The organism is Microvirga pakistanensis, from assembly GCF_004458765.1.
Taxonomy (GTDB): Bacteria; Pseudomonadota; Alphaproteobacteria; order Rhizobiales; family Beijerinckiaceae; genus Microvirga; species Microvirga pakistanensis.
The window spans coordinates 312533-328900 of the sequence record NZ_SPJX01000187.1; the positions used below are offsets into that span (position 1 = coordinate 312533).

Annotated in this window: 15 protein-coding genes; 9 read left to right on the top strand and 6 right to left on the bottom strand. The window is 65.1% G+C overall.

The features are described 5' to 3' along the window. Positions 1–102: 102 nt before the first annotated feature. Complete coding sequence (locus tag E4K09_RS13210; protein ID WP_134497690.1) at positions 103–2430, bottom strand: PAS domain-containing sensor histidine kinase; 2328 nt, start codon at positions 2428–2430, stop codon at positions 103–105. A gap of 197 nt (positions 2431–2627) precedes the next feature. Continuing rightward, positions 2628–5279 (bottom strand): aminopeptidase N, encoded by a 2652-nt coding sequence (gene pepN / locus E4K09_RS13215; RefSeq protein ID WP_134497692.1) that lies wholly within the window; start codon positions 5277–5279, stop codon positions 2628–2630. Between the two features lie 202 nt (positions 5280–5481). Here pepN and E4K09_RS13220 point away from each other — a divergent pair, with 202 nt between their 5' ends. From E4K09_RS13220 to ybaK, 7 genes are all read left to right on the top strand, one after another. After that, the gene (locus tag E4K09_RS13220) at positions 5482–5922 is read left to right on the top strand and encodes a VOC family protein (protein WP_134497694.1); all 441 of its coding nucleotides are present in this window, start codon (positions 5482–5484) and stop codon (positions 5920–5922) included. A 109-nt stretch (positions 5923–6031) separates the two neighbouring features. Further along, a complete protein-coding gene (gene xdhA, locus E4K09_RS13225; protein ID WP_134497696.1) occupies positions 6032–7510 on the top strand; it encodes a xanthine dehydrogenase small subunit in 1479 nt (492 codons plus the stop codon). Between the two features lie 4 nt (positions 7511–7514). Further along, positions 7515–9842 (top strand): xanthine dehydrogenase molybdopterin binding subunit, encoded by a 2328-nt coding sequence (gene xdhB / locus E4K09_RS13230; protein WP_134497698.1) that lies wholly within the window; start codon positions 7515–7517, stop codon positions 9840–9842. Then, positions 9839–10810 (top strand): xanthine dehydrogenase accessory protein XdhC, encoded by a 972-nt coding sequence (gene xdhC / locus E4K09_RS13235; protein WP_134497700.1) that lies wholly within the window; start codon positions 9839–9841, stop codon positions 10808–10810. The genes xdhB and xdhC overlap by 4 nt, the downstream gene beginning before the upstream one ends. Next, entirely contained in the window at positions 10807–11292 is a 486-nt protein-coding gene (locus E4K09_RS13240; RefSeq protein ID WP_342211348.1) for a nucleoside deaminase, read from the top strand. The genes xdhC and E4K09_RS13240 overlap by 4 nt, the downstream gene beginning before the upstream one ends. Before the next feature lie 60 nt (positions 11293–11352). Then, the gene (locus E4K09_RS13245; protein ID WP_134497702.1) at positions 11353–11976 is read left to right on the top strand and encodes an urease accessory protein UreE; all 624 of its coding nucleotides are present in this window, start codon (positions 11353–11355) and stop codon (positions 11974–11976) included. Positions 11977–12001: 25 nt separating this feature from the next. Further along, positions 12002–12472 (top strand): Cys-tRNA(Pro) deacylase, encoded by a 471-nt coding sequence (gene ybaK, locus E4K09_RS13250; protein WP_134497704.1) that lies wholly within the window; start codon positions 12002–12004, stop codon positions 12470–12472. Positions 12473–12522: 50 nt separating this feature from the next. Here ybaK and E4K09_RS13255 read toward each other — a convergent pair whose 3' ends face one another. Further along, the gene (locus tag E4K09_RS13255) at positions 12523–12825 is read right to left on the bottom strand and encodes a hypothetical protein (protein WP_134497706.1); all 303 of its coding nucleotides are present in this window, start codon (positions 12823–12825) and stop codon (positions 12523–12525) included. 240 nt (positions 12826–13065) lie between these two features. Between E4K09_RS13255 and dusA the strand changes: the two genes are divergently transcribed. Beyond that, positions 13066–14058 (top strand): tRNA dihydrouridine(20/20a) synthase DusA, encoded by a 993-nt coding sequence (gene dusA, locus E4K09_RS13260; RefSeq protein ID WP_134497708.1) that lies wholly within the window; start codon positions 13066–13068, stop codon positions 14056–14058. Positions 14059–14195: 137 nt separating this feature from the next. Next, positions 14196–14528 (top strand): ADYC domain-containing protein, encoded by a 333-nt coding sequence (locus E4K09_RS13265; protein ID WP_134497710.1) that lies wholly within the window; start codon positions 14196–14198, stop codon positions 14526–14528. A gap of 3 nt (positions 14529–14531) precedes the next feature. Here E4K09_RS13265 and E4K09_RS13270 read toward each other — a convergent pair whose 3' ends face one another. From E4K09_RS13270 to E4K09_RS13280, 3 genes are read right to left on the bottom strand one after another with little or no spacing between them, the layout of a single operon-like run. Continuing rightward, positions 14532–15245, bottom strand: a complete 714-nt coding sequence (locus E4K09_RS13270) for a retropepsin-like aspartic protease family protein (protein ID WP_134497712.1) — start codon at positions 15243–15245, stop codon at positions 14532–14534. After that, positions 15245–15442 carry a DUF1289 domain-containing protein gene (locus tag E4K09_RS13275; protein ID WP_134497714.1) on the bottom strand — a complete coding sequence of 66 codons (198 nt, stop codon included), beginning with the start codon at positions 15440–15442 and terminating at the stop codon, positions 15245–15247. The genes E4K09_RS13270 and E4K09_RS13275 overlap by 1 nt, the downstream gene beginning before the upstream one ends. A gap of 16 nt (positions 15443–15458) precedes the next feature. Then, the gene (locus E4K09_RS13280) at positions 15459–16295 is read right to left on the bottom strand and encodes an adenosylcobinamide-GDP ribazoletransferase (RefSeq protein WP_134497716.1); all 837 of its coding nucleotides are present in this window, start codon (positions 16293–16295) and stop codon (positions 15459–15461) included. Between the last annotated feature and the right edge of the window lie 73 nt (positions 16296–16368).

Sequence of the window (16368 nt, forward strand, 5' to 3'; positions counted from 1 at the left end):
CGGCCTCCTGTCATGGCCGTGCTTGTCGCGGCCATCCGCGTCTTAGGCTCCCTCGCGTGGAAGGCGCGGATCCCCGGCACAGGCCGGGGATGACGAGGACCTTTAGGCAGCCGCGTCCGCAAGAGCGATATGGGCGTTCGTGGCTTCCGTCAGCGGCAGGTGGACGAGCACGATGGTGCCGACGCCTTCCTGGCTCTTAATGCGGAGGCTGCCGCCATGAAGCTCGGCGAGCGAGCGGGCGATGGCGAGGCCGAGGCCCGATCCCTTGTAGCTCTTCGAGAACTCGGTCTCGACCTGCTCGAAAGGCTGCCCGAGCTTGTGCAGGGCGTGGTCCGGAATGCCGATTCCGTTGTCCTCGACGTAGATGTTGACCGCGCCGCCCGCGAGACGGGTACGCACCGTGATGCAGCCGCCCTCGCTCGTGAATTTGGTCGCATTCTGAAGCAGGTTCACGAGGATCTGGTGGAGCGCGCGCTCATCGGCGGGCACCACGATGTCATCGGGCGTCACGTCGACGGTGACGGAGAGGTTCTTGGCCTTGGTCTGCTCGCTGACGAGCTTCAGCGCACGCTGGATCGACGAGTGGATCTCCAGAGGCTGCTTCTTGAGCGTCGTGCGGCCTGCCTCGATGCGCGACATGTCGAGAATGTCGTTGATGACCGACAGGAGGTATTCGCCGCTCGAGCGGATATCGGCGCAATATTCCTCGTACTTTTCCGAACCGAGCGATCCGAAGATGCCGCTCTGCATGACCTCGGCAAAGCCGATGATGGCGTTGAGGGGCGTGCGCAGCTCGTGGCTCATGTTGGCCAGGAATTCCGATTTGGCGCGGTTGGCGCTCTCGGCCTGGGCCTTCTGGTCGAGGTAGCGCTCGGCGAGATCGGCGAGCTGCTGCGTCTGCGCTTCGAGCTTTTGGCGCGACTGCTTGAGGTCGAGAACCGTGGCGATGAGTTCCTTCTCGGACTCGACCAGGCGGTGCTCATGACGCTTGAGAGCCGTGATGTCCGTACCCACCGACACGTAGCCGCCGTCTTTGGTGCGGCGCTCGTTGATCTGCAACCAGCGGCCGTCCTGCAGGCGCGCCTCGAAGGTGCGCGCGCCCACGTCCTGCTGCTCGCGGCGCAGGAATTGGTGCTGCACCTCCGGCGGGCGTCCGAGCGCCATCACTTCCGCGTAGGACTTGCCCTGCAGATTGGCGTCGGCCGGCAGCTCGTGAAGTTTCTGGAACTTCGAATTGCAGAGCACGAGATGGTTGTTGGCATCCCACAGCACGAAGGCTTCGGAGATCGCCTCGATGGCGTCGTGCAGGCGCGCATCCGCACGAGCGGTCTTTTCCTCCAGGCCCCGCTGCTCGGTGACGTCGACCGCGATGCCGACGAGATGGCTCGCGGCATCGTCCGGGTCGTTCATCAGCTCCGCACGGGCGCGCAGCCAAACCCAGTCTCCCGTGATGCTGCGGATACGGAATTCGTAATCGACGAGAGAGGTGGTGGCGGAAGCCAGCTGCTCGGCGAGCGTATACAGATCCTGATCCTCGGGGTGGATCATGGCGTTGACTTCCCCGAAGGAGAGGAATTCGTCCTGCCGTTCGTAGCCGAGCAACTCGTACATGGAATCCGACCAGTAGATGCGCCCGCGCCCGATGTCCCAGTCCCACAGGCCGCAGCGCCCCCGGTTCAGCGCCGAGTCGATCCTGTCGCGCACCTTCTCGCACACCTCGTCGGCCGCGCGGGCGCGGTTGGCCTGCATCATGTAGGCGACGCCGATCCCGACGAGCACCATGATCGTCGCACCGAGAAGAGAGACGTGTCCGATGGTGCGCGTCCACCAGCCGGAAAGGACGTGGGGCAGGGGCTGAACGATCGCGATCTGATTGGAGGAGGCGGGCAGTGCCCGCACGGTTGCGATGCCCTCATTGCCGTTGGGCATCCTGATCGTCATCACGCCTGCGCGGTCGGCAAACAATGCCAGGGGCTGCGCGTCGCCGAGCACCTCGGCCAATGTCCGCGGGGCGTTGCTGGCCTGCGGATACGTGGCCAGGACCGTTCCCGACTGGTTGACCAGGATAAGGCTGCGCTTGTGGCCGAGGGCGCTCGCCGGCATCTCCTTGGCGAGCTCGCCGAGCTGCGCGGTGGCCTGCGCCCGGTCGCTCGGGATGCGATGGTTGGCGAGCTTCGCTGCCGAGAGCGAAGCGATGATGTCGATGTCCTGAATGGCATCGAGGATGGTGTCGCGTCGCCCGTCCCGGATCTGCATCCAAGCGCTGCCGACCAGGGTCACGAGAAAGAGAATGAGAACGGCCGGAACGGCAAGTCTGAGCAAGGATTCGTACTGCTCGAGCCGACGATAGGCCGGGTTTGCGTCTGATCGCGCTACCCCGAGAATCGTACCCGCGCGTGCGGGTACGCATGCGGTCACCGCCCCCGCCATGCGATGCTCCCTCCGGAACCGTTACTGTCCTCGTTCGGAGGACGTGCCGCATCTCTCCGAATCACCAACAATAGAATCACGGGCAGGTGATTTGTCTAGCTATGGAGCCCGTTTGGTTAATAAAAAATTCTCATTTGCCCATCGATTTGGGGATAGCTTGGGATAACCTGTGGCGGCGCAACGCCGCAGGTTGGCTGTCAGAGAAGCGGGCTTTCTTCAAGCGATCGATTCACGATGTCTCCCACGTCGCGGGAAAGATTCGATTTTTGAGCGATCGACTGCAGCGCCCGACGGGCGTGGCCGCGGCGCATGGGCTCCATCATCCTCCAGGTGCTGAAGGCGGTGAGCAACCTTGATGCAAGCTGGGGATTCAACTCGTCGGCCCGCAGCACGATGGAGGCCAGAAAAGCGTAGCCCGCTCCATCCTCCCGATTGAACTGTACTTGGTTGAGCATCGCGAAGCTTCCGATCAGGGAACGCACGCGGTTCGGGTTGTTCATCGAGAAGGCAGGATGCTCCATCAGGCGCTTCACGCGATCGAGAGTCGTGTCCTCCGGGATCGCGGCCTGCAGGGTGAACCACTTGTCGAGAACGAGCGGTTCGTTGCGGTAACGCTCCTCGAAGCTCGCAATGGCATTCTCGCGCACCGTGCCGGGAATGGTCATGAGCACGTTCAACGACGCCAGCCGATCCGTCATATTGCCGGCCTTCTCGAACTGTTCGCTTGCGAGCTTTTCCCCCGCTTGCGGATCGGCGGCGGTCAGGAGATCGAGCGCGGCATTGCGCAGAGCCCTTCTCCCTGCGCTCGCCGCATCCGGGCTGTAGGATTCCGCCCGTGCAAGGGAACGATGGAAATCCGTCAACGGCTCGAAACAAGCCCTGCCAATATGCTGGCGCATGGTTCTTCGGGCGTGATGGATCGCGGTGGGATCCACATCCTTTCCGATCTCCTGGGCGATGTCGGATTCGCTTGGAAGCGTCAGGACGAGCGCCGCGAAGGCAGGGTCGCGCAGGGCGTCCGATTGTGCAAAGCCCCGGAAGGCGGAGGACAGGGCGCCCATGTCCTCATCGCTTGCCTGGGTGCCTGTCGAGAGGGAGACGAGCATGCGCATCGCGACCGTCTGCGCCGCCTGCCAGCGGTTGAAGGCATCGGTGTCGTGCCGGAGCAGGATGAGGAGTTCCTCGTTCGAAAGGTCGAGGGAGACCTTCACCGGCGCCGAAAAACCGCGGAAGACCGAAGGAACGGGGCGCGATGCTACGCCCGTGAACGCGATGCTGTCCTCTGCCTTGTCGAACACGAACACGCCACGGGAATCAACGCGTTCGCACTCTGCGTCCATCGGCTGCCCGTCCTGAGCCACGAGTCCGAGCGCGACGGGGACCACCATCGGGTCCTTTGTCGGCTGGCCGGGGGTCGGGAGGGTATGCTGCTTGAAGTCGAGCCGGTACGTCTTCGCAGCCTCGTCATACTGGCCGTGCACGCTCACGCACGGCGTGCCGGACTGCCCATACCAGCGGGCGAAGTGCGAGAGGTCACGGCCGGTCACGTCGGCAAAGGCCTTCAGGAAGTCCTCGACCGTGGCGGCGGTGCCGTCGCATCGATCATAATAGAGATCCATGCCGCGCCGGAAATCCTCGTCGCCGATCAGCGTCTTGAGCATGCGGACGATCTCGGCGCCCTTCTCATAGACGGTTGCGGTGTAGAAATTGTTGATCTCACGGTACTGGCTCGGCCGCACCGGATGGGCCAGCGGACCCGCATCCTCCAGGAACTGTCGCGCCCTCAAGGTTTTCACCTCCGCGATGCGGTGCACGGCGCGTGAGCGTTCGTCGGACGAGAACTCCTGATCGCGGAAGACCGTCAGGCCCTCCTTTAGGCAGAGCTGGAACCAGTCGCGGCAGGTCACGCGATTCCCGGACCAGTTGTGGAAATATTCGTGAGCGATGATCGCTTCGATGTTCGCGTAATCCGTGTCGGTCGCGGTCTCGGGGCTCGCCAAGACGTATTTGTCGTTGAAGATGTTGAGGCCCTTGTTCTCCATGGCGCCCATGTTGAAGTCCGATACCGCGACGATGTTGAAGACGTCGAGGTCGTATTCCCGGCCGAAGACCTTCTCGTCCCAGATCATGGACCGCTCCAGAGCGTCGAGCGCGTAGCCGGCGCGGTCTTCCTTGCCGGGCTCCACGTAGACGGCGATCGCCACTGTCCGCCCGCTCATGGTCGTGAACGGTTTGGCGACGCGGCCGAGGCGCCCGCCGACAATCGCGAAGAGATAGGACGGCTTCGGGAAAGGATCATGCCAGACGGCGTAGTGCCGGCTCGTACCCGCGACGGAGCCGCTCTCGACCGGGTTGCCGTTGCCGAGCAGAACCGGGGCCTCGTCAAGTTCGGCCTCGATGCGTGTGGTGTAGACGGCCAGCACGTCGGGGCGGTCGAGGAAATACGTGATGCGCCTGAAGCCTTCGGCTTCGCATTGCGTGCAGTAATTGCCGCTGGACCGGTAGAGCCCCATGAGCCTGGTGTTCGCCGTCGGGTTGATTTCCGTCTCGATGGTAAGCCGGAACGGCCCCTGCGGAGGCTGGGAGATGGTGAGCAATTCAGGGCGCGCCTCGAACTCGCCGGCCTCCAGGATCCGGCCGTCGAGAGCGACCGATTTGAGATTCACCTCGTCGCCGTCGAGCGCCAGAGGAACATCCGAGCGTCCGGCCGGATTGGGCCGCATGGAGAGCGTTGCCGTAACCTTTGTCGCCGCGGGATGGAGCTTGAAATCCAGCTCGACCCGCTCAATGAGAAAATCGCTCGGCCGGTAATCCTCAAGGCGGACGATCTGGGCGGCATCAGTGCGCATCGGCTGCTCTCTGTGAAACTTGATTTCGCTGTGTCTAGGGGTCGAACGGACAGGTGGATCAGGAACGTCTGAAACGACAGGTCTTAAAAGTCACGCCCACTTGGACAATTCCAAGGCTTTTTGCGCGGGTATAAAGCATAGGCCTTGATCTCTGCGTCAAATGCGCCATCACCCTGAGCCAAGCTCATACAGGAGATGGTCTATGGAATACCTCCACACGATGGTCCGGGTCTCGAACCTGGAGCAATCCCTCGATTTCTTCTGCAACAAGTTCGGCCTCGTCGAGGTCCGGCGCATCGAGAACGAGAAGGGCCGTTTCACCCTCGTGTTCCTGGCGGCTCCAGGGGACGTGGAGAAGGCCCAGGAGACGAAAGCCCCGCTTCTGGAGCTGACCTACAACTGGGACGAGCACGAGTATTCCGGCGGCCGCAATTTCGGCCATCTCGCCTATCGGGTCGATGACATCTACGAGACCTGCCGGAAGCTGATGGATGCGGGCGTCACCATCAACCGCCCGCCCCGGGACGGGTACATGGCCTTCATCAAGACCCCCGACAACATCTCCATCGAGCTGCTGCAGCGCGGCGAGCCCAAGCCCGTGCTGGAGCCGTGGGCGTCCATGCCGAACACCGGCACCTGGTAAGCCGAAGGGATCGCGCCTCCTGAGAAGAGCCTCTTGGCGAAATCCCCTTGCTCCGTCATTCTTCCCGCCCCACCATAACAGGCCGGGAAGAACCCGGCGGAGGAAGATCTTGGCACGAGACGCAATCCGCTTCTGGCGGAACGGACAGCCCATCGAGGTGACTGGCTTTCACCCGCGCACCACACTCCTGGACTACTTGAGGCTTCAGGAGCGCCGGGTCGGCACCAAGGAGGGCTGCGCCGAAGGCGATTGCGGAGCCTGCACCGTTGCCCTGGGCCGTGTGCGGGACGGGCGCGTCCGCTACGAGCCCGTGAATGCCTGCATCCTGCTGCTCGGCCAGGTCGATGGCGCCGAAGTCGTCACCGTCGAGGATCTGGCGGCAGGAGGCGAACTGCACCCGGTGCAATCGGCCATGGTGGCGCATCACGGGTCCCAGTGCGGCTTCTGCACGCCGGGAATCGTCATGAGCCTGTTCACCCTCTATCATGAGGCCCGGCCTTTGAGCCGCGAACGCGTCAACGATGCCCTGGCGGGAAATCTCTGCCGCTGCACGGGGTACCGACCGATCGTCGATGCGGCCCTCGACGCATGTTCAGGCGCAGCCCAGGACGCGTTCGCGCAGGCCGGTGAAGCGACCGCACGCGCCCTGGCCGAGCTGGCCGACGGCGAGGATGTCATGATCGGCAACGAGGCCCGGTTCTTCGCCGCGCCCGCGAGCGAGGCTTCTCTTGCGGCCCTCTATGAGCGCCATCCCGGCGCGACTCTGGTCGCAGGCTGCACCGATGTGGGCCTCTGGATCACGAAGGGCATGGCGGAGCTCGAGAAGATCATCTGGCTCGGCCGCGTCGCGGGGCTCGACCGGATCGAGGATGCAAACGACGCGCTGACCATCGGCGCGACCGTCACCCACGCGGACGCGTACATGAGACTTGCTGCCATCGATCCCGATCTCGGCGAGCTGATGCGCCGCTTCGGTTCCGCCCAGGTGCGGGCCTCCGGAACCGTGGGCGGGAACATCGCGAACGGATCGCCCATCGGCGATCTCGCCCCGGCGCTCATCGTGCTGGGTTCCACGCTGGAGCTGCGCCAGGGCGAGAGAACGCGCGTTCTGCCGCTGGAAGAGTTCTTCATCGCTTACCGTAAGCAGGATCGCCTGCCGGGCGAGTTCGTGCGCAGTGTCACGGTGCCGAGGCTCAAGGGCAATGTGGCCTTCCGCGCCTACAAGGTCTCCAAGCGCTTCGACGAGGATATCTCCGCCGTCATGGGCGCATTCAAGCTCACGCTGGAGGGGCGCAGGATCGCCGAGGCTCGCGTCGCATTCGGCGGCATGGCGGGCATCCCGAAACGCGCCCCGGCGACGGAGGCCGCGTTGGTCGGACTCTCCCTCGACGATCCATCGGCCTGGGATCGGGCGACGGCGGCGATCGCGCGCGACTACCAGCCCCTCGACGACCTTCGCGCCTCTGCGGCCTACCGCACGACGGTCGCCCGCAATCTGGTGTTCAAGGCGCTGAGCGAGACGGCCTCGGGCGAGACCGGCGCGACGCGGGTCATCGGCCGGCGCGAGGCCCTCGAGGCGGCGGAGTAAGGCCATGAACGCACCCACAAAGCCCATCGATACCGAGACGCTCCGCCACGTCCGCCAACCTCTGCCGCACGATTCCGGTCCCAAGCATGTCCAGGGCGTCGCGCAGTACATCGACGATATCCGCGAGCCGGAGGGTACGCTGCACATCGCTATCGGGCAGGCGCCGAAAGCGCGCGGACGCCTGATCTCCCTCGATGTTTCCGCCGTGCGCAGCATGCCCGGCGTGGTGGCCGTTCTCACCGTCGCCGACATCCCCGGCAAGAACGACGTTTCCCCGGCCTTCGGCGACGATCCCCTGTTCGTCGACAGCGAGATCAGTTTTCTCGGGCAGGCTGTGTTCGCAGTCGTCGCAACGAGCCGCGACATCGCACGACGTGCGGTGAAAAACGCCGTGATGGAGATCGAATCCGAGACGCCGAGCATCACCGTGGAGGATGCGCTGGCGCGTGGCGAGACCGTGCTGCCGGATTATGCCTATGGGCGCGGCGACGTGGAGGCCGCGGTGGCCGGTGCGCCTCGCCGGCTCGAAGGCAGGTTCCGCGTCGGCGGGCAGGAGCACTTCTATCTCGAAGGTCAGGTGGCCTTCGCGATCCCCGGCGAGGACGGCGACATTCACGTCTATTCCTCGACCCAGCATCCCTCGGAAGTGCAGCATGTGGTCGCCCGTGTGCTCGACATTCCCGATTCCTACGTGACCTGCGAAACCCGCCGCATGGGTGGCGGCTTCGGCGGCAAGGAGAGCCAGGCGACCCAATGGGCCGTGACGGCATCGCTCGCCGCGCGCGTGACGGGGCGTCCCTGCAAGATCCGTCTCGACCGTGACGACGATTTCATTCTCACCGGCAAGCGGCACGACTTCCGCTGCGACTGGCGCGTCGGCTTCGACCACGACGGGCGCATTCAGGGTTATGGCGTCGATCTCCTGGCCCGCTGCGGCTATTCGGCGGATTTGTCCGCCGGCGTAGTGGACCGTGCCATGTTCCACGCGGACAACGCTTATTGGATGCCGACCGTCCACATCGCCTCCAAGCGGCTGAAGACCAATACGGTCTCCAACACCGCCTTCCGCGGCTTCGGAGGCCCACAGGGTATGCTCGCCATCGAGCATGTGATGGACCAGATCGCCTGGGCGACGGGGCGCGATCCGCTCGATGTGCGCTACGTTAATTTCTATCGTCCTGGGGAGAACGTCACTCCCTACGGGATGGAGGTGGAAGAGACCGATACGCTCCATAACCTCGTGCGGATTCTCGAGGAGACATCGGACTATCGTGCGCGGCGGGAGGAAATCGCAGGTTTCAACGCGGCCTCGCCGATCATGAAGCGCGGAATCGCCCTGACGCCGGTCAAATTCGGCATCAGCTTCACGCTCACCCACATGAACCAGGCGGGCGCCTTGGTGCATGTCTATCAGGACGGTTCCGTGCACCTGAACCATGGCGGCACGGAGATGGGGCAGGGGCTCTACGTCAAGGTGGCGCAGGTCGTGGCCGAGGAGTTCGGCATCGCCATGGAGCGCGTGCGCATCACCGCGACGACGACCGCGAAGGTACCCAACACCTCCCCGACGGCCGCCTCGTCCGGCTCCGATCTCAACGGCATGGCGGCGAAGATCGCAGCGGGCGCGATCAAGAGGCGCATGACTGCGCACGCCGCCGAGATCTATGGCGTGCCGGAGGATCAGATCGCATTCCGCGACGACCGCGTGTTCATCGGCAACGAGAGCATACCCTTCGACGAACTGGCGAAGAAATGCATCCTTGCCCGCGTGCAGCTCTCGGAAGCTGGGCATTACAAAACGCCGAAGATCACCTGGGACCGTGCCAAGGGAACGGGTCGCCCGTTCTTCTACTTCGCCTATGGCGCGGCCTGCTCGGAGGTGATCGTCGATACGCTCACCGGAGAGAACAGGGTTCTGCGCACGGACATCCTTCACGATGTCGGCCGCTCCATCAATCCGGCCATCGATATCGGCCAGATCGAGGGCGGCTTCGTGCAGGGCATGGGCTGGCTCACCACGGAGGAGCTGGTGTTCAGCAAGGAGGGACACCTGCTCACGCATGCGCCGTCCACCTACAAGATCCCGGTCGCCTCCGACGTGCCGGCCGACTTGCGCGTGGCGCTCTATCCCAACGCCAACCGCGAAGACACGATCTACCGCTCGAAGGCCGTGGGCGAGCCGCCGATCATGCTCGCGAACAGCGTCTTCTGCGCGCTGGCCGACGCGATTCATGCGCTCGACCCGTCGAAGCCTGTTCCGCTGGACGCACCCGCGACGCCCGAGGCGGTGCTGCGCGCCTGCGAGTTCCTGCGAGGGAGGCCGATGGGGTGAGGGTCTGGCGACAGCTCGCCGCGTTCGTCGAGCAGCACGGGGCTGCCGCCCTGATCGGCGTGCATGACGTGAAGGGCTCCGCGCCCCGCGAGAAAGATGCCCGCATGGTCGTGCGGCCCGACGGAGCATTTCATGGCACCATCGGGGGCGGCCAGCTCGAATTCCTCATGCTCGATATCGCGCGCGAGATGCTGCAGCAGGGGCGCGGGCCCGCGCGGATCGTCGATCAGGCCCTCGGCCCCGATCTCGGCCAGTGCTGCGGCGGCCGGGTAAAGATCCTCATCGAGACCTTCGACGGGCGCGATCTCGACGATATCGCGTCTCTTGCGGCGGCCGAGGACAAGGGCCGCCGGTTCGATGTCGAATGCCGCATGGAGGAGGGACGGGTCCGGCGCGAACTGGCATCGGAGGCCGATGTCGGTCCCGGCTCCGAATGGCGCGAGACCCATGGCGAGGAGCGCACGCCCGTTCTCCTTTTCGGCGCAGGTCACGTGGGCCGCGCCCTCGTCCTGGCGCTGGCGCCGCTGCCGTTCGCCGTGCGCTGGCTCGACGATCGGGAGGACGCGTTTCCATCCCATGTTCCGGCGAACGCAGCGGCGGTGCGCATGCGAAGCCCCGAGGCCGAGATCGCGGAGGCGAAGCCGGAATCCCTCATCCTCGTGATGACGCACGATCATCCCCTCGATATGGCGATCACGGCGGCGGCGCTCTCGCGCGGATTTCCCTATGTGGGTCTCATCGGCAGCGCCACGAAGCGGGCGCGGTTCGAGAAGCGCTTCCGGGAGCTCGGGCTTCCTCGGGAGCGGATCGGCGCCCTGGTCTGTCCCATCGGGATCGCTGGCATCAAGGACAAGGATCCGGCCGTCATCGCGGCGTCGGTGGTCGTCCAGCTTCTCCAGGTGCGGGAACGGCCGCTCGACCGAAATCTCTCGCCTCCCGCCGTGGCAGGCGGTACAGAACTCCCATGACCGACATGAACACTCAAGACCGGCGCTATCTGGCGCGCGCCATCGAACTGTCCCGCGAACACATGGAGGAGGGGGCCGGCGGCCCGTTCGGTGCCGTGATCGTGCGCGACGGCACGGTGCTGGCGGAAGGCTGGAATCAGGTGACCTCCGCCAACGATCCGACGGCCCATGCCGAGGTGACGGCGATCCGTCGTGCCTGCCAGGAAATCGGCGATTTCTCACTGGAGGGGGCTACGCTCTACACGAGCTGCGAGCCGTGCCCCATGTGCCTGGCTTCCGCCTATTGGGCGCGGGTGTCCCGCATCGTCTTCGCCAATACCCGGCAGGACGCGGCCGAGATCGGCTTCGACGACAGCCTGATCTACGACGAGATCCCAAAACCCATCTCCGAGCGCATCATCCCCATGGATCACCTGCCGAGCCTGGAAGCCAAGGCCGTCTTCGACGCCTGGGCGGACAAGCCGGACAAGATCGCGTATTAACTTGGCCGAGCGCGCGTCCTATCTAGAATCTGACCTCAGCACCTCACCCGAGACAAAGCCATGCCCCGCGTCACCACCATCGTCCGCAAGCCCGCCGTGAAGGCCGACCGTGTCGTCGACACGGTGATCCTCGACCACGAGGCGAGAAACCGCCGGCAGGCCATGCTGACGGGCGAGGGCGGCACGGAGATCCTCGTCGATCTCGACATGGAGACCACCATCAATGACGGCGACGCCCTGCGCCTGGAGGATGGCAGCCTCGTCCAGGTGAAGGCGAAGGCCGAGGGCCTGCTGGAGGTGAAAGCGGAGAATCCGCTGCGCCTCATGCGCCTCGCCTGGCATCTGGGTTCGAACCACGGTCTTGCCGAGATCACGAACGACGCCCTCTACATCGAGAACGATCCGGCGCTTGCGGAGCTGGCGCGCGGCCAGGGCTGCACCGTCACTCCGGTGGAGCGCCCGTTTAGGCCGGAGCGCAGCACCCATGTCTGCGACCATGACCACCATCACCACGGTCACGGGCACCACCATCACGGGCACGATCACCATCATCATGACCACGACCATGCGCACGATCACAAGCATGGTCATGACCATCATCATGATCACGATCATCACCATGACCATGGTCCCGGCTGCGGTTGCGGCCATCATCACGGGCATGACCACAAGCACGATCACTGATCTGAGGGCCTCCTGAAGCCGTCCCATGTCCAAGACGACCCGCGCCACGCAGGCCCTTCAACAGGCCGGCGTCTCCTTCACGGTCCACACTTACGAGTATGATCCGAACGCGGAGCGCATCGGCCTCCAGGCTGCCGAGGCCATGGGGGCGGATCCCGGCTGCGTGCTCAAGACCCTGATGGTTCTGGTGGATGGAAAGCCCGCCTGCGTGGTCGTTCCCTCGGACCGGGAAGTGAATCTGAAGAAGCTCGCGGCGGCGCTCGGCGGCAAGGCCGCCCAGATGATGAAGCCGGCCGACGCGGAGCGCGTCACCGGCTACCACGTGGGCGGCATCAGCCCTTTCGGCCAGAAGAAGCGCGTGCCCACCCTCATGGAGCAATCCGCCTTCGCGCACATGGAAGTCTTCATGAACGGAGGGCAGCGCGGCCTTCAGGTGAAGCTGAAGCCGGGCGACGCCGCCTCGGCGCTGGACGCCAAGGTGGCGGAGCTGATCTGACGTCCGGAAGTGCGGAGGGAGCACCGGGCGTCCCTCCGCGAAGGGGTGATTTACTGACCGCTCGTCGACCCGCCGTTCGCCGGCAGTTTCTTCTGCTGGCCCGGGGCGTAGCTGGACGCGCCGGAGCCGGTCGTCGAGCCGGTCGTATCCGACTTCATCTGCTGACCGGGAGCATAGCCCGAAGCGCCCGGGCTTGTGGTGGAGCCGGTCGTGTCCGACTTCATCTTCTGGCCTGGCGCGAACTGCGAGGCGCTGTTGGAATTCGTGTTTCCGTGAGAAGTTTGCGCATACGTAGCCGCAGGAATCGCCATCATCATGGCGGCGGCGCAAGTAATACCAAGCACTTTCTTCATCATTACGCTCCTTATGGGATGCGGTTCTTGGACTTGAAGAACGTATGCTGCCGCAGACAGTTCCAAGCGTCGCCAGAGTCAAATCTATACGATCTTGCTTTGCGATTCGACTGCGGAATGTTATGAACGCACGATGAACATTTGTTGTCGGTGTGACATTGTCGATCACTTATTTTCCTTGTGATTGTCGTCCCCATATTGGAGAAGTCCCCCAAAGCCGAACCTGATCACAGCCGAACGATGACCCAGAAATTCTTCACCGTTGCCCCCATGATGGATTGGACCGACCGGCATTGCCGCGCGTTCCATCGCGTCATGTCGCGCCGGGCGCGGCTCTACACGGAGATGGTCACCACGGGCGCTGTGATCTTCGGCCCGCGCGAGCGGCTCTTGGGCTTCAGCGAGGTGGAGCATCCGGTGGCGGTGCAGCTCGGTGGCTCGAACCCGGCGGAGCTCGCCGAGGCCGCGAAGATCTGCGCCGATTTCGGCTATGACGAGATCAACCTCAATGTGGGCTGCCCCTCCGACCGGGTGCAGAACGGGCGGTTCGGCGCCTGCCTGATGCAGGAGCCGGTGCTCGTCGGCGATTGCGTGTCGGCCATGAAGGCCGCGGTCTCCCTGCCGGTGACCGTGAAGTGCCGCATCGGCGTCGACGATCAGGACACGGAGGAGGCTCTCGACCGCCTGACCGCATGCGTGGTCGCGGCCGGCTGCGACGAGCTGACGGTCCATGCCCGCAAGGCGTGGCTCAAGGGGCTGTCGCCCAAGGAAAACCGGGACATTCCGCCCCTCGATTACAACCGGGTCTACCGCCTCAAGGCAGCGCGCCCCGATCTGCCGGTGGCGATCAATGGCGGCATCAAGAGCTGGGCCGAGATCCATGGCCATCTCGCGCATGTGGACGGGGTCATGCTGGGCCGCATCGCCTACCACGAGCCCGAGATCCTGCTCGGCGTGGACCGGGAGCTCTACGGAGAGGAGCCGCCGGTGGCCGACGGCTTCGCGGCTGTCGAGGCTTACGAGCCTTATATCGCGGCGCAGCTGGAGAAGGGCGAGCGCCTGAGCAGCATCACCCGCCACATGCTCGGCCTGTTCACGGGCCGTCCGGGTGCCCGGGCCTATCGCCGCCATCTCGCGACCGAGGCCGTGAAGCCCGGCGCGAACCTGCAGACCCTGCGGGATGCAGTCGCGCACGTGTCCCGTGCGGCCGCCCTGCCCGCAGCGGCAGAGTAAGGGTAGCCTCAATTCCCTAGGGTGCCGTGAAGGGCGCCCGGTTGGGCAGGCGAGCTGATCAACGCGGCACCTTAATATAGCAAAACGAAGGTTGTTTGCAGTTGTAGATTGCGGATACAACCGAAAGTAGAAGCGTCTTGGAAGATTTCGCACTGCGCGTCGATTACGGAGGCGACGACCGGCCGAGCACGCGCAACGGAACGCTCGTCAATCTCTACGATCGGTTCGGCATTCAGGAGCCCGGTGCCGCCGCCGGCATGACATTCGAGGCGGCTTGGGGACCGGATGGGGCCGTCTGCGTCGCTCATCCGCGCATTCCCGGCAACGTCACCCTGGAACAGCTGGCCGAGCGCTATCCCCGGCTGAAGGATCGCCTCGGCCCGCAAGCCTGCACCGAGGAAGCCATACGGGCGGATCCGCGCGCCCTGATCTTCAATCAGTCGGTTGTAACGGAACAGATCCCTCAGTGACGCTCAGTCCGAGCTGCTGACGCTGTGCTTGGCTCTCAGAATGAGCCGGTTGCCACGCACCTCGTAGGAATCCAGGCGTTCCAGGAACGTCATGCCGAGAAGGTTGGCGTGCAGCACGCCTTCGCGGGCGATGAGGCCCCGGACATTCCGCTCGGTGATGGGGCCGATCGAGAGGCTCTCGATGACGACGGGAGCGGCGAGGGCCCCGCCATTGGCGGTCGCGACCGGAACGGAATAATGGAGCGTTTCCGGCTTGAAGCCGAGGGTGGTCGCGCTCTCGGCGCGCAGCACCACCATGCTGGCCCCCGTGTCGAAGACGAAGCGCGTGTCGCGGCCGTTCACCTTGCCCTGGAGCAGGAAGCTGCCATCGGTCTTGCGGGCCGCCACCACCCCGCCGTCCGGTGCCGTCACCGTGCGTCCGACCGAGATGTCGCCGATGGCGCGGTCGATGACGGTCTGCAACTCGCCGCGGGAGGCATACATCACCATGAGGGCGATCAGAACGCCGCCGCTCACGGCGGTCGCCTGCACCCCATAGGTCCAATGCTGGCCGAAGCCCTCGATGATGGAGGCGGCGAGGATCAGGGTGACGCCGCCGAAGCCGAGAAGCCCCGCAGCCTCGAGGGGGGAGAGGTCGGCGATATTGTCGTCGGCGAAAAGCGCAACCAGCAGCGCCGCGATCAGAAGCAACCCGCCTGCGCCCCGAATCCCCGGCATCACTCGGCCTTGTCGCGTTCGGACGCGAAAGCCTCGCGCATGCGCTCCGGCAGGGTGGCCATGATCCTCTGGCGCTCCTCCTCCGGCAGGCGGTACCAGCGGGTGATCTCCTCGCGCGTGCGCCCGCAGCCCTCGCAGAGCCCCGTCTCGGGATCGAGGATACAGACACGGATGCAGGGGCTGGAGACGCGGGTCATGTTCCCTCACATGGTGTTACGGCTGGAGCGTGGTCAAGAGGCCGATCATCGCGGCGATCTCGGCCACCTGCTGGGTTGCCCCCGCGACATCGCCCGTCTGCCCGCCGAGATGTGCGGCCGCGAGGCGAACGAAGCCCCAGCCCACGAAGCCCGAGAGAATGATCATCAGGGCGATGCCGGACGGCGGGAAGCGTCCGGCCAGGCCGAGGAAAACGGCGATGAGGGCGGCCAATCCCGCCGCGAGCCAGAAGCTCTCCCGGGACGGCTGCCCCACCGCGTAGGCCGCGCCGTCGACCCGGGCAGGCGGAAGAAAGACGAGCAGCATGAGGCCCGCCGTGCGCGACAGAGAGGCGGCGATCAGCAGGGCCAGGATTCCGGCGGTCCAGCCGGCCACGGCGGTCACATTCGCCAGGGCCGCGATGCGCAGCAGGAGAGCGAGGACAAGCGCGGAGGCCCCGAAGGAGCCGATCCGGCTGTCGCGCATGATCTCGAGCCGGCGCTCCCGGGTCGATCCGCCGAAGCTGTCGGCGGTATCGGCCAGGCCATCCTCGTGAAAGGCTCCGGTGATCACGGTGGCGGTTGCGACCGCCAGGATCGCCGAAAGCCATGGCCCGAGAGCGAGGAGGTGAGCGCCCGCGAGGGCGAGCGCGGGCAGTGCGCCGAGAAGGAGCCCTGCCAGCGGAAGGACCCGCGCGAGGCGAGGAAAGTCCGGCAGCGCATGGGCGTTGTCCTCGAAGGGAAGGACAGGCACCGGGAGGCGCGAATAGAAGCGCAAGGCTTGGGCCAGATCGACGGCAGCGGCCCGCCAGAAGCCGGCCGGCGGATTCCGCGGCATTTCGATCGGCTCGGACATGCTTCACCCCACGTGATGGCGCCGCTTCCGCGGGCCGCATTTTCTTGCGGCGAACCGGTGTAAACGCCGCCGG